Source organism: Sphingomonas glacialis (assembly GCF_014653575.1).
GTDB classification, from domain to species: domain Bacteria; phylum Pseudomonadota; class Alphaproteobacteria; order Sphingomonadales; family Sphingomonadaceae; genus Sphingomonas; species Sphingomonas glacialis.
In genome coordinates this window covers 579,076-599,518 of record NZ_BNAQ01000001.1, presented here as the reverse complement: position 1 = coordinate 599,518, position 20,443 = coordinate 579,076, and the positions used below count along the sequence as shown (strand labels likewise).

The window sequence follows — 20,443 nt, the reverse complement described above, 5'->3', positions numbered from 1 at the left end:
GGAGGAATTGTGATGAAGGATAGCTGCTACATCGTGTTGAGCGAATACGGAATCGAGCGCATGACAAAGCGTCAGGGGTCTCTCAAGCGCAATGAGGTCGCGGTCAAAGTCAACCTTTCGATCGCCGATAGCGTCTTTGCGGAGCCGGCGATCAGTGCCGCGATCGTCATACCGGCGTCTGCGGTCATCCACCCCGATATCGAGGTAACGGTAGAAGACCAGGAGCCTTCCGCATGACCCCGCGCGAAGCCGCGCCGACGCGCGAGGATGTGACGCAGGCTGATCGCGATGCGGCGCGTGGTTGGCTGCATGATGTCGTCCACAAGTATCTAGCGAACCGACAGGAGATGGAAATGCTGGCCGAGCATTTCGCCCGTCACCGCCTCGCCCACACCGCCCGCCCCGACGCCGCGCCTAACCTAAATGACTACATCGCCGGCTATGAAGATGCGCAAGAGGTTGCTGCCCGCCCCGACGCCGGGGATGAGGTCGAGCGGGTGGCACGGGCGCTGTGTAAGCAGCAGGGCGGTGACGCCGATGCTCATGCGGTCGATTCCCATGATTGCTGGGAAGGACCGCTATGGACGGTCTTTGCCAAAGACGCAGAGGAGTTGCTCTCCGCCATGCGCGAGGGGGTGGACCGGGGGATGGTGGAGCGGGTCGAAGCCGAGGCTCGCCGTTATGCTGGGATGTACAGCGAGGCGTCGGATGGCCGCAACACGTTCGTCATGTTCGCCGATTGGGTCGCCGCCCTCTCGCGCAAGGGAGGTTGAGGGGATGAGCGAGGAAATGACGTGGCGGCCGATCGAGACCGCGCCGAAGGATGGGACTTCGCTTCTGGCGATTTTAAGGCCGGATCTTTTTCCGCAACTTCGCCCAGGGCGCCCCGATCTGGAAGCATGGAACGGGCTGGCCATGGTCGTGCGACATCACGGCGTCGCAGATGACGGCTTCGATTCTGGATGGAACATGGCAGGTCCTATCGGTCAAGGCGGATTCCCTGATGTGTGGTTCGCGGGATGGATGCCGCTGCCCGCACCTCCCGCCCTCGCCACGGCCAGCAAGGAGGGCGGGGAATGACGGGGGTAGCACAACCAAAGGACCGCCGGACGGATTCGCTGCTGCGGATCAAGGACGTGCGTCGCCGCACCGGCCTGTCGGTTGCAACCGTGTACCGCCGCGAGGCAGCGGGCACGTTCCCGCCGCGCGTGCGCCTGGGGCCGAAAGCCGTCGCATGGTACGAAAGCGATATCGGTGATTTCGTCGCCGATCCGCTGGGCTACCTCGCTTGACCGCCGACCAGATCATAGGGTGGCACAAGGCCCTCTGTGATCAGGTCGGCCCATGCGGTCGCCAGTTCCCGCCGGCGCGCGCTATAGCGAGCCCGGTTGTAGGCGAACTCGCTTGCGCTCATCCCGCGCGGCGCGTGCGCCAGCATCAGATCCACGATCAGACGGTCACCTTCGCGCTCGAGCTCGACAGCGCGTTCGTTCATCACAGTCGAGAATGCCGCGCGCCAGCCGTGCGGGACATGGCGTCCCTTGAACCCGCGGCGCTTGTAGGCGGTGCTGAGCGCGGCGTCGGACATCGGCACAGCCACGGAGCGCTGGCTTGGAAACAGGAGCGCGCCCTTGCCGGTCAATGGGCGCAACGCGCGCAGCACAGCGACGGCCTGGGGAGGAAGCGGGACATCGTGGTCATAGGCGGTGTCGCCCTTATCGGCGACCTCCAGCTTCATGCGCGAGGCGGGCACACGCCACATGGCGGACGGGGCGGGGGCGTCAGGATCGCTCCAGTCGATGCCGGTGAACTCGCCCCACGGCGCCGCGCGCAGAACGCCTATTCGTACGACGGTGAGCGCGAGCAAACGCGACGCCAGCTTGACCGCCGGCCCGCAGGTCGAGCGATCGATCGTCTGTTGCAACGTGATCAGATCGGCAACATCGGTGATCGCGGGTTGCTTCGCGCCCTTGATAGTCGGCCGCAGCGCGTCGCCGATATCGGACGCCGGATTGAACGCGATTTTGCCCTCGGCTTTCGCGCGACCGAACGCACCGAGGCAGTAGCCGCGCACGCGCTTTGCCGTCTCGATCGAACCGCGCGCCTCGATCTTTCGCAGCATCGTGATCAGATCCATGCCGGTCACGTCGGCGACGTCGATCGGGCCGAGCGTCGGGAATGCATCACGCTCCAGCGCGCGCAGGATGAGCGCGGCCTGCCCCGGCGACCAGCGCGGGCGCTCAGCATCGTGCCAGGCGCGCGCTACGGCCTCGAATGTGTCGTCGGTCGCTTTGCGCGCAACCGCCTTGGCAGCGACGCGCTGCGCCGCAGGATCGATGCCCGCCTTGAGCGCGTCGAGCGCATCTTGTCGCTTACTGCGCGCGTCGGCGAGTCCCACATCGGGATACAGGCCGAACGTCATCAGTTTCTCGCGCCCACCGAACCGGTATTTCAGGCGCCAGGAGCGCGCACCGGTCGGCGTGACGTACAGGAACAGACCGTTCCCGTCCGCCATTTTGTACGGTTTTTTGGCCGGCTTGGCGTTGCGAATCTGGACCGCGGTGAGGCTCACAAAATTCCTAGCATTAGACGATTGGGGGTATCCTTGGGGGTATCGTATGCTATGATGGTGTCAGAAACAACGCTTTTCCGTCATATATCAGGGGTAGTTCAATTGCTGCCGGGCCCACCATTCATCCTTATGAAGTCTGCAGGGTTTCCGATACCCCGGTGCTGCCGAACGGGGTGCGGAAAGCCGACATGCTGCGCGAAGCGCAGCGACCGCAGGAGCCCAGCCGCTTCGACGACATTCGGGGCGGGATCCGACGCCAGGTGCCGCGAGGCGCACCTTGCGACGCGACGGCTTGGCCCCGAGGATCCGCCCGCGTAGAGCCACGCGCATGCTCGACTCGCTCCACCATGTCGCCCTGATCTGCACCGATTATGATCGCTCGCGGCGCTTCTATGTCGAGCTGCTCGGTCTCGAGCTGATCCGCGAGGTGTACCGCGCCGAGCGGCAATCGTGGAAGGCGGACCTGCGGATCGGGACGGCGCAGATCGAGCTGTTCTCCTTCCCCGCACCGGCACCGCGGCCGTCCTATCCCGAGGCGACCGGGCTGCGGCATCTGGCGTTCAGCGTCGCCGCGCTCGACCCGGTCGTCGCTCGGCTCGAGGCTGCGGGAGTTGCTGTCGAGCCGATCCGGATCGATCCCTATACCGATCAGCGCTTCACCTTTTTCAGTGATCCCGACGGCTTGCCGCTCGAGCTTTACGAAGCGCGCTGACGCGGCGGGCGCGGCGCGGGCGGGTAGGGGGCCGTCCCGGATTTAGACATTGCTAACCATAAGAATCGTGCGTCAAAATCGTAAACGGCGCGTTAACTAGCGTCATGCAGGATACGATTTCGCTCAAGGCGCCTAGCGCACGTCACCCGTTCCGCCAGGCTTTCGTCGAATCGCGGATCGCGCGCGCGCGCGATCGCGATGACAGCGACGTGCGGTTGTTCGCGTTGAGCTTCGGGGCGTTCTTCATCTGCTTTTACACCTTCATCTTCTGAAGGCGCCGCCCGCCGCTCAGTCGCAGGCGAGGTGGAGCTTATACGCGAGCCACGCCGAGATCGGGCACATCGCCGCCACGACGAGCAAGGTGTTCTCAGGCGAGACGCCCGCGATCGCTAGCCCCTGCACGCCGATTGCGCCGATCGTCATCGCGCCGGCATTGACGACATTGTTCGCCGCCACGGTCCGCGCGGTTTCGTCCTTTGCGACGGTCGTCGTAAGGAAGGCGTAGAGCGGCACGACGAACATCCCGCCGGTCACCGCGATGCCGATCAGCGAAGCGATGACGAGCGCGGCGCGCGGCGTCTCGATAAATGTCATCACGTCGTACAGCGTGCCGGCGGGCGCCGCGGGCCATGAGCGGCACAGGAACGAGAAGGCGACGATGAAGCCGCCCATCGCGAGCACCGAGGCCGGGCCATATCTTGCCGAAGTGTGCCCTTTCAGCAGCGCATTGATCAGCACCGAGCCGATCGCCACGCCGATCGAGAACAGCGCGATCATCAGCGTGAGGACATGCTTGTCGGCGGTCAGCACGTTCTTGGCGAGCGGATTGAAGACGATGATGAGCACCGCGCCCATCGTCCAGAAGAAGCTGATCGCGCAGATTGCAAGGAACAGCCGGCGGATGTGCATCGTGCCCGAAATGAGCCGCCACGACGAGGTGAAGGGATTGTAGCTGACCACCAGCTCCTTGCCTTCGCGCAAGGCGGGCGGAACCTGGAGCGAGACGACCCAGCCGATGACCGCGACGACCAGCACCACGATCGCGGCATGCTGCACCGCCATGAACCCGCCGAGCACGGTGCCGATCAGGATCGCGATATACGTCGCCGATTCGACTAGCCCGGTCCCGCCGAGCACTTCGTCCTCGTGCAGATGCTGCGGCAGGATCGCATATTTGATCGGGCCAAAGAACGCCGAGTGCACGCCGAGAAACAACACGGCGGCAAGCATCAGGATCAGGCCGGGGACGGTATAGCCGCCCCACGCGATCATCAGACCCGCCGCGCCGACGATCATGATGCCGATCTCGGCCAGCTTTACGATCCGGATGATCTTGGCCTTGTCGTGCGTATCCGCGAGCTGCCCGGCCAGCGCCGAGAGCAGGAAGAAGGGCAGGATCCCGATCGCGGTCGCGAACGCGGTGAAATTCTGTTCGAGCTTGGGGTCTGCAAAAATCTTGTAGATCGCGAATTGCACCATCACGGTCTTGAACAGATTGTCGTTGAACGCGCCCAGGAACTGAGTGACGAACAATGGCAGAAATCGGCGCTCTTTCAGCAAGCCGAGCGCGTTGAGCATGGTGTGTTCACGGCCTCGAAATGGCAGAATAAGGGCTGCCCATAGACTAGGCGGTATGCCGCCAGCAACCTGCTTCTCGATTGCGCGCGGTTCGGATGGGGTTTCACCAAGCCGATCGGACGGTTAGAGCGTAAGGCGTGCTCACCTTGCCCAACCTGCTCACCCTGTCGCGGATCGTCGCGGTGCCCTTGCTCGCCTGGTTCCTGTGGTGGCCGGGCTGGTCAGATGGCTATGCCGCCGGGTTCGCATTGTACTGCCTGATGGGCATCACCGACTATTTCGACGGCTATCTCGCGCGCGCGCAGGGGACGGTATCGAAGCTCGGCGTTTTCCTCGATCCGATCGCCGACAAGATCATGGTCGCGGCGGTGATCTTGCTGCTGGTGGGTACACGCGACGGCAATCCCGCGATGATCCAGGGCGTGCACCAAATCGCGGCGCTCGTCATCTTGCTGCGCGAGATCGCAGTGTCGGGATTGCGCGAGTTCCTCGCGCAATTGCAGGTCTCGGTCCCGGTGTCGAAGCTGGCGAAGTGGAAGACGACGATCCAGCTCGTCGCGCTCGGCGGGTTGATCCTCGGAGGCGCGGTGCCGGCCTATCCGGTCGTTGGACAGATCGGACTGGTCCTGCTGTGGGTGGCCGCCGCGTTGACCGTCATCACCGGCTGGGATTATCTGCGCGCCGGCCTGAAATATATGGATTGAAGCAAACGCGGGCGGCACCGGAGTGCCGCCCGCGAGAACATTAGTTGAGCTTGGGAAGCACAACGCCATTAACGACGTGGACGACGCCGTTCGACTGCTTGACGTCGGCGGTCTCGATATAGCTCTTGTTGCCGTTGACGTCGGTCAGCTGCACCGCACTGCCGACCGTCTCGACGACGAGCGGATCGCCCTCGACCGTGACGAGCGAGGCCTTGCCGCCGCCCGCGGTCACCTTCGCCTGAAGGTCAGCCAGCGTCAGCGTGCCCGGAACGACATGATACGTCAGCACCTTGGCGAGCGTCGCCTTGTTTTCCGGCTTCATCAGCGTGTCGACCGTGCCGGGGGCGAGGCGCGTGAAGGCGTCGTTGGTCGGCGCGAACACGGTGAACGGACCGGGGCCCGAGAGTGTCGTCGCGAGGCCAGCGGCCTTCACGGCAGTCACGAGCGTGCTGAGGTTCGGTGCGGCCGAGGCGTTGACGGCAATCGGCTTGGTCGCGTCCATCACGGCGCCGCCGACGGTCGGGTTGGCGCCGGCTGCGGGGGCTGCCGCCATCGGTGCGCCGGCCATCGGGGTCGCGCCAGCGGCGGGGGCGGGCGCGGTTTGCGCGGTCGCTGCGGCACCGATGATCATGGCACCGGCCATCGCCGAGAGATACAGGTTGGTCTTGAAGGTCATCGCGATTCTCCACTCGATTGGGACGCGCGCTCGATGAACGGCGTGTCACAAATACGGTTCAGAGCCGAAATGGTTTCGTCACACCGCTTCGGCGAGTGCAGTGGCAAGCAGCTTGAAGTCCTTTTCGCGCGGAGATCCGCGTCGCCAGACGAGCGCGATCTTGCGCGACGGATTGGCCGCGTCGAGCGGGCGCGCGACCAGGCTGGTATGATCGAGAATGCCCGCCTTGAGCGCCATTTCGGGCAGCATGGTGAGCCCAAGGCCGTTGTCGATCATCTGCACGATCGTGTGGAGCGACGTCCCGAGCATCGTCGCCTCGGCGCGCAACTCGGGACGCGCGCACGCCGACAGCGCATGGTCCTTGAGGCAATGCCCGTCCTCGAGCAGGAGCAGCCGAGTCTCGTCGATCTCGGAGGGCGGCATCGCCCGGTCGATATTGCCCATTTCGCCCGGCTGGCCCGCGACGAACAACCGATCTTCGAACAGAGTCTGTGATGAGACTTCGCCGCACGCGAAGGGCAAAGCGAGCAGCACGCAATCGGCGCGCCCGTGATGGAGCCCCTCGCACGCCGGCCCGCTCGGCTCCTCGCGCAGGAACAGCTTGAGGTCGGGATAATCACGCCGGAGCCGCGGCAGGATGCGCGGCAGCATGAAGGGCGCGATCGTCGGGATGACGCTCATCCGCATCTCGCCCGACAGCGGGCGACCAGCGGCGCGCGCCATGTCGCCCAGTTCCTCGGCCTCGCGCAACACGCGCCGCGCCTTGTCGGCGATCCGGTCGCCGAGCGGGGTGAAGCGCACGACGCGCCGCGTACGCTCGACCAGCGTCACGCCGATCAGCGTCTCGAGTTCGCGAATCCCCGCCGACAGTGTCGATTGCGTCACGAAACACGCCTCGGCCGCGCGGCCGAAATGGCCGTGGTCCTGTAGCGCCGCGAGATACTGCAATTGCTTCAAGGTCGGCAGGTACGTCGCCATTTATCGCTCCAATCGATCACACGGCGACAAATAACCCATTGGATCGATAAGAACAGTCCCTATATGGGCCCTGCAACGAGACGGCGTTCAGCGCCGCGCATGAGGATGTCCGACGAGGCCCCAATTTTTCCAGGAGGCCCACGACATGTTGACCATCGGCGACAAGCTCCCCGACTTTACCGTTCCCGTCCAGCAGGGCGTATCCGCACTCCCCGCCGGTGAGACGCTCAGCCAGGACGCGTTCCCGGGCAAGTGGAAGGTGCTGTTCTACTGGCCGAAGGATTTCACCTTCGTCTGCCCGACCGAGATCGTCGGCTATGCCGGCCTCAAGGGTGACTTCGAGGATCGCGACGCCGTGCTGATCGGCGCGTCGACCGACACCGCGCACGTCCACCTCGCCTGGCGCAAGTCGGATCCCGATCTGGCGGCTGCCGACTTCCCGTGGCTGGCCGATAATGGTGGCGTGCTCGCCGCGCAGCTCGGCATTCTCGACAAGGACGAGCATGTCGCGTTCCGTGCGACCTTCATCATCGATCCGGACAACGTGATCCAGGCAGTCCAGGTCAACGGCCTCAACGTCGGCCGTAACCCCGCCGAGACGCTGCGCGTGCTCGACGCGCTGCAGACCGACGAGCTGTGCCCGTGCAACTGGAACAAGGGCGACGACGTCCTCCAGATCGCGGCGTAAAATTGGACGCGCGGGCGCGGCCTGACGGTCGTGCCCGCCATCATCGTCACCCCAGCGTAGGCTGGGGTCTTTATGGGGCGGGCGTGACGCTCGCCCTCGAGAGACCCCAGCCTGCGCTGGGGTGACGTGTTTGTGGATAGGGAAACATCAATGTCGCTCAAGGATTTCGCCGGGACGCTCCCGGATTTCGCCAAGGACATCCGCCTTAACGTCGGCTCGCTGCTCAACGAGGCGCATCTGCCCGACCAGCAGAAATACGGCCTGTTCCTGTGCTGCGCGCACGCCACCGGCTACAAGCCGCTGGTCGACGTGACCGAGGCCGAAGTCGCCGCCAAGCTCTCGCCCGAGGCTGCCAACGCCGCCCGCGCCGCCGCTGCGGTGATGGCGATGAACAACGTCTATTACCGCTTCACGCATCTCGCCGGGAATGCCGAATACCAGACGATGCCCGCCAAGCTGCGCATGAACGTGATCGGCCAGCCGGGAATCGAAAAGGTCGATTTCGAGCTGTTCAGCCTTGCGGTCTCGGCGATCAACGGCTGCGGCATGTGCATCGACAGCCATGAGCAGATCCTCAAGAAAGCCGGCGCCACGGCCGAGGCGATCCAGACCGCGGTGCGGATCGGCGCGGTGATGAAGGCGGTCGCGACGGTCCATTCGGCGATCAACTGACCGTTCTAAAGCCCCTCCCCTTCAGGGGAGGGGTTTGCTGCTCATTGTGCGAGCGCCGACCATATCGAATAGGCGCTCGTCACCGTCAGCAGGGTCCCGACCATCGCCATCAGCTTGCGCGCCGGGACGCGCTTGGCGACCACCGCCCCGATCGGCGCGGCGATCAGCCCGCCGATCAGGATCCCGAGCGTCTGCAGCGTGAACGCCTTGAGCCCGAGCGTCGCGATGAACGTCGCCGAGATCGTCGCGGTGAGGAAGAATTCGGACGTATTGACCGTGCCGATCGTGGTGCGCGGCGCAGCGCCCTGGACGAGCAGGTTCGACGTCACCACCGGCCCCCAGCCGCCGCCGCCCGCGGCATCGAGGAAGCCACCGACGAGACCGAGCGGCTCGATGATCTTGGGCTGCCTGGGCGTCACCGGTCCACGATAGGCCCGGTAGAGCAAATAGAGTCCCATCAGCGAGAGATACGCCATCACGAACGGCCGCGCGACCGCGCCGTCGATGTTGCTCAGCACATAGGCACCCAGCGCACCACCGATCATCCCGGGGATCACCAGCCGCCGGAACAGCCGCCAGTCGACGTTGCGATGCACGATGTGGCTGACCCCTGAGGCGGCGGTGGTGAAGGTCTCGACCGCGTGGACACTCGCCGAAGCGAGCGCCGGTGGCATCCCGAGCAGCACGACGAGCAGCGTATTGTTGATCACCCCGAACGCCATGCCGAGCGCACCATCGACCACCTGCGCGGCAAAGCCGATTAGGATGAAGGGCAGCATCGCCGCGAAAATCGCGGGGAAATCGATGGTCGAAACCTCTGGCATGCTAAGCAGATCGCGCCTTTTTTGAAATCCCACAAGAAAGATGGGGTTTTGTTCGATAAAGTTAGCGACCGGACGCGCCTTTAATTCGACCGACCGAAGGACTAGATATCGCGCAGATGAAGGGGAAACCGCAATGATGGGACGATTGATCGCCTATCTCGATTCGATCAAGGCTCGTGATCCCGCCCCGCGTTCGCGGCTCGAGATCCTGACCTATCCTGGCGTCTGGGCGCTTGGCTATCACCGTATCGCGCACCGGCTGTTCAAGGCGCGGCTGTTCTTTCTTGCGCGCGCGGTGAACCATTTCTCGCGCTTGATGACCGCGATCGATATCCACCCCGGCGCCTCGATCGGCCGCAATTTCTTCATCGATCACGGCTTCGTCGTGATCGGCGAGACGGCCGAGATCGGCGACAACGTCACGATCTATCAATGCGTCACGCTCGGCGGCACGAGCCCGGACAATGGCATTGCCGGCAAGCGCCACCCGACCTTGTGCGACAATGTCATCATCGGGTCTGGTGCTCAGGTGCTCGGCCCGATCACGCTCAACAAGGGCTCGCGCGTCGGCGCGAACGCCGTCGTGACGCGTGACGTGGTCGAGGGCGCGGTCATGGTCGGCATCCCGGCGCGCGCGACGATGGTCGAAGGCGGGCAGAAGCCCGTCGAGTTCCTCGCATACGGCACGCCGTGTAGCGAGATGTTCGATCCTGCGACGCAGAAGGTCGAACTGCTGCGCTGCGAACTCGAGACGATGCGCAAGCGGCTCGACGCCTTGCTGGTGGAAAATCACGACCTGCGCGATCGGGCTTGATGGGGACGATAACACCCTTTCCGGCGCCACGCGGTACGCCGCTGCAGATCGGCTTCGAACGGCTCGAACTCAACCGCATCCTCGATCTCTATGGGCGGATGGTCGCAGCCGGCTTTTGGCGCGATTACGCGATCGATCTCGGCTATGAAGCCGCGGTCTTCGCCGCCTTCCGCCGCGCCGCCGAACGCCCCGAATTCCGGATCGAGAAGCGTCCCGCGTTGCGCCACAAGCAGGGGATGTGGGCGCTGATCGGCGAACATGGCATGGTCCTCAAGCGCGGCCCCGAACTCGGCCCGGTCCTTGCCCCGGTCGAGCGGCGCCTGATGAAGGTGGTCGACTGAGCGCTTAGGCTATACCCGGCACGGTAAAGCACGCGATCGCTCCGCAGGTGGCGCGGTTGCGCAGCGTGATCACCCCGCCTTGCGCTTCGATAATCGCCTTGCAGATCGACAGGCCGATTCCCAGGCTGTCGGCCTTGGTCGTGACGAACGGCTCGAAGACATTGGGGAGCAGCATCCGGTCGACCCCGGGACCCGAATCCGCCACGCAGACCTCGACGACTTGCCCCTTGTCGGACGCGGTGACGAGGATGTCGACCGGCGTGCCGGCGGCGGCCTCGACCGCATTCTGCAGGAGGTTGAGCAGCGTCTGCTGGAGCAGGATCCGATCGCCGAGCACGATAAGCGAGTGCGGAAGGTCGAGCGTGATCCGCGCGTCTGGTCGCCCCAGCGTGACGATATCGGCGGCGTCGCGCAGCGTGTCGGTGAGCGCGACCTGTTCCAGCCGTGCTTCGGGGCGGGTCGTCAGCGATTGCAGGGTGCGGATGATGTGGCCCGCCGTGCGGCTTGCCTCGATCGCTGCCTGCAGCGACTCGAGCACCAGCGCGGAATCCCCCCGGCTTTCGACGACCGCACGCGCGACGGCCAGGTAATTGCCGATCGTCGTCAGCGGCTGGGTGAGTTCGTTGGCGATCGTCGTCGCCATCATCCCCATCGCATTGCGGCGTGATCCGTGAATCAGGTCGTTTCCCAGCGGGCCGAGCCGCGCGCGCGCTGTGCCTGACGGACGTTCGCCATGCGGCTCGCCCATCGCTTTCTGGATGCTTGCCGGGCGGCACAAAGCGAGGAAGGCCGCCGTGATCTCGATCGGATCGGACGTCGGCGCGAAGACCACGCTGTGCGGGACACCTGACGCTGCCCAGTCGCTGGTCCCCCGCGTCGACAGATAGCCGATCGCGACCGCCGGGTTGGCAGCGCGGGCCTGGCGCGCCACCTCCCACCCGCGCGGCGGCGCATCGTCATCGATTCGAACCAGGACTCCGTCACGCTTGAGCGCTGCGCTCGATACGGCGTCGTCCGCTACGAATGGATCGAGCGTCGCGCAGGCGCCGCCGTCGCGCTCGAACGCCGCTTGGAGCGAAGTGCGCAGGCTGGAATGGCGGTCGACGATCAGAATCGAGGTCACCCGGTGCCTCTTTCGTTGCGTTGAACGGCGCAAACGGCGCAAATATCCGCCTGCGTTCAAAGGAATACGCGAGATTCCGGTTTGCAACAAGGCACACGACGCACGCCGCCGGGCGAGTCGGCCGCTAGGCGGCGACCAGCGTCGCGACCGGGGGCAGGCGCTCGCCAAGACCGCCGAGCAGGCCGACCACGATCCGCCGCATTGCCGGCCAGAAGGCGGAGAGCGTCAGCAAGGCCGAGCCGATCGCCAGTGCGGTGAACGCCCACGCCAGTTCGACCGCGCCCGCCGTCTGGAACAGCGCGTACAGCGCATAGAGGACATAGGCGAGGCTCGAGACGAGCAGCGCGCGCCGGTCGACCGCGAGCGCGACGAAGGCGAAGGCGAGGTAAAGCGCGAGCACGATCAGCGCGGTGCCGATCGCGATTGCCCCGCCGAACACGCCGAGCATGTGAAAGACGGGATGGGCGATCATCGGTGCTGCGGCGAGGTGGAGCCAGAAGGCGACGTCGGCACGCCGCGTGCGGCGCTCGCGGTCCGACAGATCCCACGTCATTGCGAGCGCGAACATGCCGAGCCCGCAAATGAAGACGAGTGGATAGACCGCTTCCTTCACCAACGGGATCGCGGCGATCACCAGCGCGACGACGACGCCGACCAAGGCCGATGCGCCGGCGGCGACGGTGATCGGCACCATGAAGCGCCGCCAGTGCAGCCATGCGGCGCCCGCCATCAGCAGGCCGATGCCAGCGCCGATCGCCGCGCCGGCTTGGTCGCTCGAATTGGCGTGCAGCGCGACGAGCACGCCGACCGGCGTCGCGCCGACACCGCCGACAAAGGCGAGCAGCAGCAGGATGCTCGGCAGCGCCATCCGCCGAACGCGCGTGAAATATTCGGCGAGCCCCCAGGCCGCGACCGCGACCAGCGCGCCGGCAAGCGGGGGGGTGATCGATTCGCCGATCCAGCCGACCGCGAGGAGCACCAGCACGATCGCGATCGAGACGAAAATATCGTTGAAGCCCGACAGCAGCCGAAAGCTCTCTTCATCGACCGCGGGCGCAGCGTTGCGCGCGGCGATATGATTGCGCAGCGCGGCCGCCGCCTCGCGCGAAATCGCGCCTGCCGTCACCGCCCCGTCGATATCGCTTTCGCTGTACATGATCGTCTCCCTGTCGATGGGGAGCGTATCACGCGTGTATCAGTGTAGCAACACAGTAACTATCGTCGCCCCGGCACAGGCCGGGGCGACGCGCGAGGTCAGCCGCCCTGGAGCTTCTTGAGGATGCTCATCGACTGTTCGGCACCGTTCTGCGGGGTCATCTCGCCAGCACGGTCGGTGATCTCGGCCCAGTGCGCGGCGATGCCCTCGGGCGAGAGATCGTCGCCGCTCAGCAGTTTGCCCTGCGTCAGCGTGACATAGGCTGCCTGGAACACACCGGCGCCCGCGCCGATGATCATGTTGGTCGGCGATTCCTCCGACACGAGATAGAGCGCGGCCGGCGCGACCTTCTCGGGGGCGAAGGCGGCAAACGCCTCGGCCGGGAAGAGGTCTTCGGTCATCCGCGTGCCCGCGGTCGGCGCGATCGTGTTGACCTTGATGTTGTTCTTGGCGCCTTCGATCGCGAGCGTCTTGGTGAGGCCGGCAAGGCCGAGCTTGGCCGCGCCGTAATTCGCCTGGCCGAAATTGCCGTAAAGGCCGGTCGACGACGCCGTCATCAGGATGCGGCCATAATTCTGGGCGCGCATCGTTTCCCACACCGCCTTGGTGACGTTGGCCGAGCCATTGAGGTGGACGTCGATCACGAACTTGAAATCGGCCGGCTCCATCTTGGCGAAGCTCTTGTCGCGCAGCACGCCGGCGTTGTTGATGAGGATGTGGACGCCGCCCCAAGTTTCCTTGGCCTTGGCGACCATTTCGACCATCTGCTCATATTCGGTGACGCTGCCGCCGTTCGAGATCGCCTCGCCGCCGGCTGCCTTGATTTCCTCGACGACCTTCAGCGCCGCGTCGCTATGGCCGGTGCCATCACGCGAGCCGCCGAGATCGTTGACCACGACCTTCGCGCCGCGCTTGGCCAGTTCGAGCGCATAGGCGCGACCGAGACCGCCGCCGGCGCCGGTGACGATGGCGACCTTATCATCGAAACGGATGGACATGGATGGACTCCTCTAGGTGGTTTGAGGCGCGTCCTAGGCAATTGCGCGCGGCGTGCAAGCCGCGATCGGCATACTCCCGATACGAAAAAGCCGGCGTGCAGGGCTTCTGCACGCCGGCCGTAACGGCAAGTCTTGAAGGCTGCGGCCGGAAAAATCCGGCGCGGCCTCAGTGCTTGTGCATGCGCTTGCTCGAGTGCATCCGCGCGCCGGCAGCGTTCGACCGCTCGGTGCAGCCATCCTTCAGCGTGCGCGAGCAGGGCGGGTAGTCGCCGGTCGCTGCCATCGGTGCCGACGGCGTCGCCATCGACGCATTGGCGGCGGGCGTCGTTGCCGGCTGCGCCATTGCCGGATCAGCGGCGGGGGCGGCGGGCTGTGCCATTGCGGGGTCTGCTGCCGGGGCGGGCTGAGCAGGCATGGTTTGCGCCGGGGCCGGCTGGCTCATCGCGTCGGGGGTCGCCGGTGCTGGCGTGGTCTGCGCCAGCGCGGGCATTGCGACGGCAGCGGCGAGCGCCGCAAACATCATGATTTTCATAAACAGTCTCCTGCGAACGGGCAGCATTGTGTGCTGCTCGTCGGGTCTAACGCACATTGTGCCGCATGGGTCCCAATATTCTTTACGCACCCGAATCGAGTGCATAGCCCGCCGAACGCACCGTGCGGATGATATCGGGGCGGTCGCCGCAGTTGATCGCCTTGCGCAGCCGCCGGATGTGCACGTCGACCGTGCGGCTCTCGATGTCGCTGTCATGGCCCCATACCGCATCGAGCAGTCGCTCGCGCGAGAACACCCAGCCGGGATGTTCGAGGAAGTGTTTCAGCAGGCGGAACTCGGTCGGCCCGAGCGGGATGACCTCGCCCGAACGCCGCACCTTGTGGCCGACGGTATCCATCTCGATGTCGGAATAGGTCAGCTGCTCGCCCGCCAACGCCGGGCGCACCCGCCGCAGCACCGCGCCGACGCGCGCGACGAGTTCGCGTGGGCTAAACGGCTTGGTGACATAATCGTCGGCGCCGGTCTCGAGCCCGCGGACGCGATCCTCTTCCTCGCCGCGCGCGGTCAGCATGATGATCGGGACGTTGGCGGTCTCGGGCATGCGGCGCAGGCGGCGGCACACTTCGATCCCCGACAGGCCCTCGACCATCCAGTCGAGCAGCACGATGTCGGGGGTATTCTCCTTGGCCAGCAGCAGCGCCTCCTCGCCGTCGGGCGTCTGCGCGATCTCGAAATCCTCGCGCTTGAAGTGCCAGATCAGCAGCTCGGCGAGCGCGGCGTCGTCTTCAACCAGCAGCATTTTCGCGCGTGCCATATCGTTTACTCCGTCAGGCTGAGAAGGGTGCCGCGGTCACGTTCGACCATGTGCGTACCGGTTGCGGCATAGTAGATCATCTCGGCGATGTTCGTTGCGTGGTCGCCCACGCGTTCGAGATTCTTGGCGATGAAGAGCAATTGCGTGACCTGGCCGATCGTCCGCGGGTTCTCCATCATGTGGGTTACGAGCACGCGGAACAGGCTGTTGTAGAAATCGTCGACCTCGCGGTCGCGCTGGCACACTTCGACCGCGGCATCGGCGTCGCGCGCGGCGAAGGCGTCGAGCGCGTCGTGCACCATCCGCACCGCGAGCGCCGACATGGCGGGGAGCACCGACAGCGGTTCGATCTCGCCATGGCTGTCGATCGAGGGGACGCGCTTGGCGATGTTCTTGGCATAGTCGCCAATCCGTTCGATCACCCCGGCGATCTTCAGCGCGGCGACGACTTCGCGCAGATCGTCGGCGAGCGGCGCGCGCAGCGCGATGATGCGGACTGCGAGCTGCTCGACCTCGAGCTCGAGCGCGTCGAGCTTCTTGTCGCCCGCGATGATGAGCTGCGCGCCTTCGAGGTCGTGGCGGCGCAGCGCTTCCATCGCGCCGGCAATCGCGTGTTCGGCCATTCCGCCCATCTGCGCGATGAGGCCGCGCAGCTGGCCGATATCGGCGTCGAACGCCTTAACTGTATGGTCGTTCAATGGCATGTCCTGTTCACCCGTAGCGGCCGGTGATGTAATCCTTGGTGCGTTCCTGCCGAGGATTGGTGAAGATGTCCGAGGTCGCGCCATATTCGATCAGCGTGCCCAGGTGGAAGAAGGCGGTGCGCTGCGACACGCGCGCGGCCTGCTGCATGTTGTGCGTGACGATCACGATCGCGTAGCGGCCCTTCAACTCGTGAATCAGCTCCTCGATCTTGGCGGTCGCGATCGGGTCGAGCGCCGAGCACGGCTCGTCCATCAGGATCACCTCGGGGTCGACCGCGATCGCGCGCGCGATGCACAGCCGTTGCTGCTGGCCGCCCGACAGCGCGGTGCCGCTGTCGGTGAGGCGGTCCTTGACCTCGTCCCACAGCCCGGCGCGGCGCAACGAGCGTTCGACGATCTCGCCGAGCTGGGTCTTGTTGCCGGCAAGGCCGTGGATGCGCGGGCCGTAGGCGACGTTCTCGAAGATCGACTTGGGGAAGGGGTTGGGCTTCTGGAACACCATGCCGACGCGCGCGCGGAGCTGCACGACGTCCATTTCGGGGGCGTAGATGTCCTCGCCGTCGAGCGTGATGTCGCCCTCGACCTTGGCCGCAGGAATTGTGTCGTTCATCCGGTTGAGCGTGCGCAGGAAGGTCGATTTGCCGCAGCCCGACGGGCCGATCAGCGAGGTGACGTGGTCCGAACCGAAATCGAGCGACACGTCGTCGATCGCTTTCTTGGCGCCGTACCAGACGTTCACGTGCTGCGCCGAAATCTTGTGTTGGTTGGGAATGCTCACCAGCGGGTCTCGAATTTGTTACGGAGGTAGATCGCGAAGCCGTTCATCGCGAGCAGGAAGACGAGCAGGACGATGATCGCCGCGCTGGTCTTTTCGACAAAGCCGCGATCGATCTGATCGGACCATAGGAAGATCTGCACCGGCAGCACCGTCGCCGGATCGGTCAGCCGCGCGGGTGGCGAGGCGATGAACGCGCGCATCCCGATCATCAGCAGTGGCGCAGTCTCGCCGAGCGCGCGCGCCATGCCGATGATCGTGCCGGTGAGGATGCCGGGCAGCGCGAGCGGCAGGACGTGGTGGAAGACGACCTGGATCGGGCTCGCCCCGACGCCGAGCGCGGCATCGCGGATCGACGGCGGGACGCCCTTGATCGCGTTGCGGCCCGAGATCACGATCACCGGCATCGTCATCAGCGCGAGCGTGAGACCACCGACGATCGACGCCGAGCGCGGCAGCCCGAAGGTGCCGAGGAAGACCGCGAGCCCGAGCAAGCCGAAGATGATCGAGGGCACCGCGGCGAGATTGTTGATCGAGACCTCGATCAGATCGGTCCAGCGGTTCCGCGGCGCATATTCCTCGAGATAGAGCGCCGACAGCACCCCGACCGGGAAGGCGATCAGCAGCGTGACCAGCATCGTGAACAGCGAGCCCTTGAACGCGCCCCAGATCCCCGCGCGCGTCGGATCGTTCGAGTCCGATGCGGTGAGGAAGGGGAGGTTGAAGCCGGTCGAGATCGCCTGGCGCGCCTTGAGCTTCGCGACGATCGCCTCGGAGGCCGGATCGCCCTGGCGCTTGGCCGCGACGTCGATCGCATCGGCGGCGGGCACCCAGATCGTCGCGCGCGCGCCGAGCAGCGCGGGGTCGCGCTTCAGCGCTTGGCGCACGCGCAGCCAGCCGCCGTCGGACACCCAGCGATCGCCGTCGGTCCCGAACGCGGCCTTGGCCGATGAATCGGTCAAGCCTTCGATATTGGCGGTCGACAGCGCGAGATCGGCGCCGGGTCCGCGCAGGTCGGCGGGCGTCAGCAACAACCCTGAATGCGCGAAATCGACCGGCAGCGCGATCTGCGTCTGCAGGAATCCGCTGGCGCCGTTATACACCATCGTCACAAGCAGCACCGCGAGGAAGCCGGCGGAAAGCACGACCGCGCCGAGCCCGAGCCAGCGGAAGCGCCGCTCGGCGGCATAACGCTTGCGGATGCGGCGCTGCATCGACTGCGTCCGCCAGTCGGTCGGCGCGCGCTCGGCCGGGCCGGTCGCGGTGGTCGCGACACCGGGGACGAGCCCGCTCAGGATTGGGGCGTCACTCATAAGCTTCGCGATACCGTTTCACGACCGTCAGCGCGACGATGTTGAGGAGCAGGGTTATGACGAACAGCGTGAGCCCGAGCGCGAAGGCGGCGAGCGTCTTCGGGCTGTCGAACTCGGCTTCGCCGGTGAGCAGGTCGACGATCTGCTTGGTCACGGTGGTCGCGCTGGCGAACGGGTTGAGCGTGAGCGTCGCGACGCCGCTCGCCGCCATCACCACGATCATCGTCTCGCCGATCGCGCGGCTGACCGCGAGCAAGACGCCACCGACGACACCGGGAAGCGCCGCGGGAAGCAATACGCGGCTGATCGTCTCGGACGAGGTCGCGCCCATCGCCAGGCTCCCGTCGCGCATCGCGCCCGGCACCGCCGCCAGCGAATCGTCTGCCATCGAGGAGACGAACGGGATGATCATCACCCCCATCACCAGCCCCGCGGCGAGCGCGCTTTCCGAGCTTGCCCAGGTAATGCCGAGCGACACCGCGACATCGCGCACCGCCGGCGCCACCGTCAGCGCGGCGAAATAGCCGTAGACCACGGTCGGCACGCCCGCGAGCACTTCGAGGATCGGCTTCATCCAGCGGCGCGCGCGCGGCGTCGCATATTGCGTGAGGTACACCGCGCTCATCAGCCCGAACGGGATCGCGACGAGCATCGCGATCACCGCGCCGATGAAGAAGGTGCCCCAGAACAACGGCACTGCGCCGAGTGTCTTGCCCGGGTCGGCCGGGTCGATGACTTGCGGGCTCCAATGCGTCCCGAACAGGAAGTCGGTGATCGGCACGACGCTGAAGAAGCGCCACGATTCGAACAGCAGCGACGCGACGATCCCCATCGTCGTGACGATCGCGATCAGCGAGGCGGCGAGCAGGCACGCCATCACGACGCGTTCGATCTTGCTGCGCGCGCGGAAATCGGGGCGGACGCGGGTATAAGCGAACCCGCCGGTCGCAAAGGCGAGCAGCAACGCGACCGCCGAGCCGATCCAGTCGTTGCGGTTCTGCGCCGCAGCATAAGCGGGCGCGAGCTTCTGCGACAGTGGGTTGAACGCGCCGAAGCTGTTGCCAGCGGCAAGGCTGCGCGCTTCGGACAGGATCGCCGCACGGTCGAACCCCGGCGGCGGCAATTGCGCGGCGGCGGGATCGCGCAGCACGCGGTCGGTCACCAGCGCTGGCGAAGTCGACGCCCAGACGCACAGGAAGAGAGCGGCGGGCAACACCGTCCACAAGGCGACATAGCCGCCGAAATGCGACGGCAGCGAGCTGAACCGCGCGGTGCTGCCGCGGCGGAAGCCGACGGCACGCATCCGCGCCGTCAGCCAGCCGATCAGGCCGAGCCCCGCGATGACGAGGGAGAGAGTAAGGATCGACAAAGCGGGTGTTTCGACTTCGGGTTCGAGGTGTGGGAAAGACGATTAGAGCAGCTTGGACGGGTCCAGCGTCGCTTCGGCCTTGATGATCTCGGCGCTGCGCTTGCGCACGTCGTCGGGCGCCGCGATCAGCCCCTTGGCGACGAGCGGACCCTTGGGATCCCATGACTGCGCATAGAGCGAGAGGAATTCGCGCAGGCCCTTGATTGCGGTGAGATGCGCCTTCTTGACGTAGAGGTAGAGCGGCCGCGAGCCCGGATAGGCGCCGCGCGCGATCGTCTCATAGGTCGGTTCGACGCCATTGATCGGCACGCCGTTGAGCTTGTCCTTGTTCTGCTCGAGATACGAATAGCCGAAGATGCCGATCGCATTGGGATTCGACTGGAGCTTCTGGACGATCAGATTGTCGTTCTCGCCGGCATCGACATAGGCGCCGTCCTCGCGGATTGCGGTACAGCCCTTGGCATAGCCGGCGGCATCGCTTTCCTTCTTGTCGGCGAGCGCTGGGTTGATCGCGTCGCAGCCCTTGGCGAGGATCAACTCGGCGAGCGCATCGCGCGTGCCGCTGGTCGAGGGCGGACCATAGACCTGAATCGGGATCGCGGGCAGCGCCGGGTTGACGTCCTTCCACGTCTTGGCGGTGTTGGGCTGGCCCATCGGCGTGGCGGCGAGCGCCTTGTACAGGTCGACCGCGGTCAACTGCAGCTTGGGGCCGCTCATCGATTCGGCGAAGGCGACGCCGTCGAGCCCGATCTGGACCTCGATGATAGTGTCGACGCCATTGTCCTTGCAGGTGCGATACTCGCTCGCCTTCATCCGGCGCGAGGCGTCCTCGATGTCGGGATGCGCCGCCCCGACGCCGGCGCAGAACAGCTTCATCCCGCCGCCCGTGCCGGTCGATTCGATCGCGGGCGACTTCATCCCCGGCGTCTTGTTGATGAGCTGCTCGGCGACGATCGTGGTGAAGGGGAAGACAGTCGACGATCCGACGACGGTGATATGGTCGCGCGAGCCGGCGCCCCCGCCATTGGCCTGGTCCTGGCAGGCACTGAGTGCCAACGCTGCCGCACTGCTGGCGGCAAAGGCGACGATCGCGCGTTTCCGGTTCATGGATTCTCCCCTCGGACCGAAGGGTCCGTAGA

26 protein-coding genes are annotated in these 20,443 nt (G+C 65.6%); 11 read left to right on the top strand and 15 right to left on the bottom strand.

The annotated features are described in order from the left end of the window. Nucleotides 1-9: 9 nt before the first annotated feature. From IE187_RS02810 to IE187_RS02795, 4 genes are read left to right on the top strand one after another with little or no spacing between them, the layout of a single operon-like run. The gene (locus IE187_RS02810; RefSeq protein WP_189674995.1) at nt 10-237 is read left to right on the top strand and encodes a hypothetical protein; all 228 of its coding nucleotides are present in this window, start codon (nt 10-12) and stop codon (nt 235-237) included. Then, nucleotides 234-773, top strand: a complete 540-nt coding sequence (locus IE187_RS02805; protein WP_189674994.1) for a hypothetical protein — start codon at nt 234-236, stop codon at nt 771-773. The genes IE187_RS02810 and IE187_RS02805 overlap by 4 nt, the downstream gene beginning before the upstream one ends. Nucleotides 774-777: 4 nt before the next feature. After that, nucleotides 778-1,080, top strand: a complete 303-nt coding sequence (locus IE187_RS02800; RefSeq protein WP_189674993.1) for a hypothetical protein — start codon at nt 778-780, stop codon at nt 1,078-1,080. Continuing rightward, nucleotides 1,077-1,292, top strand: a complete 216-nt coding sequence (locus IE187_RS02795) for a helix-turn-helix transcriptional regulator (protein WP_189674992.1) — start codon at nt 1,077-1,079, stop codon at nt 1,290-1,292. The genes IE187_RS02800 and IE187_RS02795 overlap by 4 nt, the downstream gene beginning before the upstream one ends. Here the strand turns inward: IE187_RS02795 and IE187_RS02790 are convergent. Next, entirely contained in the window at nt 1,280-2,572 is a 1,293-nt protein-coding gene (locus tag IE187_RS02790) for a tyrosine-type recombinase/integrase (protein WP_189674991.1), read from the bottom strand. The two genes, IE187_RS02795 and IE187_RS02790, sit on opposite strands and share 13 nt — an antisense overlap. A 328-nt stretch (nt 2,573-2,900) precedes the next feature. Between IE187_RS02790 and gloA2 the strand changes: the two genes are divergently transcribed. Then, nucleotides 2,901-3,284, top strand: coding sequence for an SMU1112c/YaeR family gloxylase I-like metalloprotein (gene gloA2, locus IE187_RS02785; protein ID WP_133188917.1), 384 nt, complete (start codon nt 2,901-2,903; stop codon nt 3,282-3,284). Nucleotides 3,285-3,388: 104 nt separating this feature from the next. Beyond that, nucleotides 3,389-3,556, top strand: coding sequence for a hypothetical protein (locus IE187_RS02780; protein WP_165954477.1), 168 nt, complete (start codon nt 3,389-3,391; stop codon nt 3,554-3,556). Between the two features lie 16 nt (nt 3,557-3,572). Here IE187_RS02780 and IE187_RS02775 read toward each other — a convergent pair whose 3' ends face one another. Beyond that, nucleotides 3,573-4,862, bottom strand: coding sequence for an MFS transporter (locus IE187_RS02775; protein ID WP_189674990.1), 1,290 nt, complete (start codon nt 4,860-4,862; stop codon nt 3,573-3,575). Nucleotides 4,863-4,999: 137 nt separating this feature from the next. On the opposite strand from IE187_RS02775, the gene pgsA reads away from it, so the two are divergent. Continuing rightward, nucleotides 5,000-5,566, top strand: coding sequence for a CDP-diacylglycerol--glycerol-3-phosphate 3-phosphatidyltransferase (gene pgsA / locus IE187_RS02770; protein WP_189674989.1), 567 nt, complete (start codon nt 5,000-5,002; stop codon nt 5,564-5,566). A 40-nt stretch (nt 5,567-5,606) separates the two neighbouring features. On the opposite strand, the gene IE187_RS02765 is transcribed toward pgsA, so the two are convergent. Together IE187_RS02765 and IE187_RS02760 are read right to left on the bottom strand one after the other, a co-directional pair. Continuing rightward, nucleotides 5,607-6,242, bottom strand: coding sequence for a fasciclin domain-containing protein (locus tag IE187_RS02765; RefSeq protein ID WP_189674988.1), 636 nt, complete (start codon nt 6,240-6,242; stop codon nt 5,607-5,609). 78 nt (nt 6,243-6,320) lie between these two features. After that, nucleotides 6,321-7,220 carry a hydrogen peroxide-inducible genes activator gene (locus IE187_RS02760; RefSeq protein WP_133188909.1) on the bottom strand — a complete coding sequence of 300 codons (900 nt, stop codon included), beginning with the start codon at nt 7,218-7,220 and terminating at the stop codon, nt 6,321-6,323. Nucleotides 7,221-7,365: 145 nt separating this feature from the next. On the opposite strand from IE187_RS02760, the gene IE187_RS02755 reads away from it, so the two are divergent. Together IE187_RS02755 and ahpD are read left to right on the top strand one after the other, a co-directional pair. Continuing rightward, nucleotides 7,366-7,908 carry a peroxiredoxin gene (locus IE187_RS02755; RefSeq protein WP_133188907.1) on the top strand — a complete coding sequence of 181 codons (543 nt, stop codon included), beginning with the start codon at nt 7,366-7,368 and terminating at the stop codon, nt 7,906-7,908. A 150-nt stretch (nt 7,909-8,058) separates the two neighbouring features. Beyond that, on the top strand, nt 8,059-8,580 hold the full coding sequence (gene ahpD, locus IE187_RS02750; RefSeq protein WP_189674987.1) for an alkylhydroperoxidase, AhpD family: 522 nt from the start codon (nt 8,059-8,061) through the stop codon (nt 8,578-8,580). A 41-nt stretch (nt 8,581-8,621) separates the two neighbouring features. Here the strand turns inward: ahpD and IE187_RS02745 are convergent, their stop codons facing one another. Next, entirely contained in the window at nt 8,622-9,404 is a 783-nt protein-coding gene (locus IE187_RS02745; RefSeq protein ID WP_189674986.1) for a sulfite exporter TauE/SafE family protein, read from the bottom strand. 133 nt (nt 9,405-9,537) lie between these two features. Between IE187_RS02745 and epsC the strand changes: the two genes are divergently transcribed. Together epsC and IE187_RS02735 are read left to right on the top strand one after the other, a co-directional pair. Next, a complete protein-coding gene (epsC, locus tag IE187_RS02740; protein WP_189674985.1) occupies nt 9,538-10,218 on the top strand; it encodes a serine O-acetyltransferase EpsC in 681 nt (226 codons plus the stop codon). Next, the gene (locus IE187_RS02735) at nt 10,218-10,559 is read left to right on the top strand and encodes a DUF2794 domain-containing protein (protein WP_189674984.1); all 342 of its coding nucleotides are present in this window, start codon (nt 10,218-10,220) and stop codon (nt 10,557-10,559) included. Before epsC ends, IE187_RS02735 begins: the two co-directional genes overlap by 1 nt. A 4-nt stretch (nt 10,560-10,563) precedes the next feature. Here IE187_RS02735 and IE187_RS02730 read toward each other — a convergent pair whose 3' ends face one another. From IE187_RS02730 to IE187_RS02685, 10 genes are all read right to left on the bottom strand, one after another. Next, nucleotides 10,564-11,682, bottom strand: coding sequence for a sensor histidine kinase (locus IE187_RS02730; protein ID WP_189674983.1), 1,119 nt, complete (start codon nt 11,680-11,682; stop codon nt 10,564-10,566). A gap of 124 nt (nt 11,683-11,806) precedes the next feature. After that, entirely contained in the window at nt 11,807-12,838 is a 1,032-nt protein-coding gene (locus IE187_RS02725; RefSeq protein WP_189674982.1) for a hypothetical protein, read from the bottom strand. Between the two features lie 98 nt (nt 12,839-12,936). Next, complete coding sequence (locus tag IE187_RS02720) at nt 12,937-13,836, bottom strand: SDR family NAD(P)-dependent oxidoreductase (RefSeq protein ID WP_133188895.1); 900 nt, start codon at nt 13,834-13,836, stop codon at nt 12,937-12,939. A 166-nt stretch (nt 13,837-14,002) separates the two neighbouring features. Further along, nucleotides 14,003-14,368: a hypothetical protein gene (locus IE187_RS02715; protein WP_189674981.1), complete on the bottom strand. Its 366-nt coding sequence runs from the start codon at nt 14,366-14,368 to the stop codon at nt 14,003-14,005. A gap of 82 nt (nt 14,369-14,450) precedes the next feature. Further along, nucleotides 14,451-15,143: a phosphate regulon transcriptional regulator PhoB gene (phoB, locus tag IE187_RS02710; RefSeq protein WP_133188891.1), complete on the bottom strand. Its 693-nt coding sequence runs from the start codon at nt 15,141-15,143 to the stop codon at nt 14,451-14,453. Between the two features lie 5 nt (nt 15,144-15,148). Then, the gene (gene phoU, locus IE187_RS02705) at nt 15,149-15,847 is read right to left on the bottom strand and encodes a phosphate signaling complex protein PhoU (RefSeq protein ID WP_133188889.1); all 699 of its coding nucleotides are present in this window, start codon (nt 15,845-15,847) and stop codon (nt 15,149-15,151) included. 7 nt (nt 15,848-15,854) lie between these two features. Beyond that, nucleotides 15,855-16,625 carry a phosphate ABC transporter ATP-binding protein PstB gene (gene pstB / locus IE187_RS02700; RefSeq protein WP_133188887.1) on the bottom strand — a complete coding sequence of 257 codons (771 nt, stop codon included), beginning with the start codon at nt 16,623-16,625 and terminating at the stop codon, nt 15,855-15,857. Beyond that, nucleotides 16,622-17,836 carry a phosphate ABC transporter permease PstA gene (gene pstA / locus IE187_RS02695; protein ID WP_189675570.1) on the bottom strand — a complete coding sequence of 405 codons (1,215 nt, stop codon included), beginning with the start codon at nt 17,834-17,836 and terminating at the stop codon, nt 16,622-16,624. The genes pstB and pstA overlap by 4 nt, the downstream gene beginning before the upstream one ends. 91 nt (nt 17,837-17,927) lie before the next feature. Next, complete coding sequence (gene pstC / locus IE187_RS02690) at nt 17,928-19,304, bottom strand: phosphate ABC transporter permease subunit PstC (protein ID WP_189674980.1); 1,377 nt, start codon at nt 19,302-19,304, stop codon at nt 17,928-17,930. 42 nt (nt 19,305-19,346) lie between these two features. Further along, nucleotides 19,347-20,411: a substrate-binding domain-containing protein gene (locus tag IE187_RS02685; RefSeq protein ID WP_189674979.1), complete on the bottom strand. Its 1,065-nt coding sequence runs from the start codon at nt 20,409-20,411 to the stop codon at nt 19,347-19,349. Nucleotides 20,412-20,443: the final 32 nt, after the last annotated feature.

Bases quoted from the DNA above. Each gene is read 5' to 3' on its own strand.
- IE187_RS02805 (WP_189674994.1), top strand. From the start codon at position 234: ATGACCCCGCGCGAAGCCGCGCCGACGCGCGAGGATGTGACGCAGGCT.
- IE187_RS02800 (WP_189674993.1), top strand. From the start codon at position 778: ATGAGCGAGGAAATGACGTGGCGGCCGATCGAGACCGCGCCGAAGGAT.
- IE187_RS02795 (WP_189674992.1), top strand. From the start codon at position 1,077: ATGACGGGGGTAGCACAACCAAAGGACCGCCGGACGGATTCGCTGCTG.
- gloA2 (WP_133188917.1), top strand. From the start codon at position 2,901: ATGCTCGACTCGCTCCACCATGTCGCCCTGATCTGCACCGATTATGAT.
- IE187_RS02780 (WP_165954477.1), top strand. From the start codon at position 3,389: ATGCAGGATACGATTTCGCTCAAGGCGCCTAGCGCACGTCACCCGTTC.
- IE187_RS02775 (WP_189674990.1), bottom strand. From the start codon at position 4,862: ATGCTCAACGCGCTCGGCTTGCTGAAAGAGCGCCGATTTCTGCCATTG.
- IE187_RS02765 (WP_189674988.1), bottom strand. From the start codon at position 6,242: ATGACCTTCAAGACCAACCTGTATCTCTCGGCGATGGCCGGTGCCATG.
- IE187_RS02760 (WP_133188909.1), bottom strand. From the start codon at position 7,220: ATGGCGACGTACCTGCCGACCTTGAAGCAATTGCAGTATCTCGCGGCG.
- IE187_RS02755 (WP_133188907.1), top strand. From the start codon at position 7,366: ATGTTGACCATCGGCGACAAGCTCCCCGACTTTACCGTTCCCGTCCAG.
- ahpD (WP_189674987.1), top strand. From the start codon at position 8,059: ATGTCGCTCAAGGATTTCGCCGGGACGCTCCCGGATTTCGCCAAGGAC.
- IE187_RS02745 (WP_189674986.1), bottom strand. From the start codon at position 9,404: ATGCCAGAGGTTTCGACCATCGATTTCCCCGCGATTTTCGCGGCGATG.
- epsC (WP_189674985.1), top strand. From the start codon at position 9,538: ATGATGGGACGATTGATCGCCTATCTCGATTCGATCAAGGCTCGTGAT.
- IE187_RS02735 (WP_189674984.1), top strand. From the start codon at position 10,218: ATGGGGACGATAACACCCTTTCCGGCGCCACGCGGTACGCCGCTGCAG.
- IE187_RS02725 (WP_189674982.1), bottom strand. From the start codon at position 12,838: ATGTACAGCGAAAGCGATATCGACGGGGCGGTGACGGCAGGCGCGATT.
- IE187_RS02720 (WP_133188895.1), bottom strand. From the start codon at position 13,836: ATGTCCATCCGTTTCGATGATAAGGTCGCCATCGTCACCGGCGCCGGC.
- IE187_RS02715 (WP_189674981.1), bottom strand. From the start codon at position 14,368: ATGAAAATCATGATGTTTGCGGCGCTCGCCGCTGCCGTCGCAATGCCC.
- phoB (WP_133188891.1), bottom strand. From the start codon at position 15,143: ATGGCACGCGCGAAAATGCTGCTGGTTGAAGACGACGCCGCGCTCGCC.
- phoU (WP_133188889.1), bottom strand. From the start codon at position 15,847: ATGCCATTGAACGACCATACAGTTAAGGCGTTCGACGCCGATATCGGC.
- pstA (WP_189675570.1), bottom strand. From the start codon at position 17,836: ATGCAGCGCCGCATCCGCAAGCGTTATGCCGCCGAGCGGCGCTTCCGC.
- IE187_RS02685 (WP_189674979.1), bottom strand. From the start codon at position 20,411: ATGAACCGGAAACGCGCGATCGTCGCCTTTGCCGCCAGCAGTGCGGCA.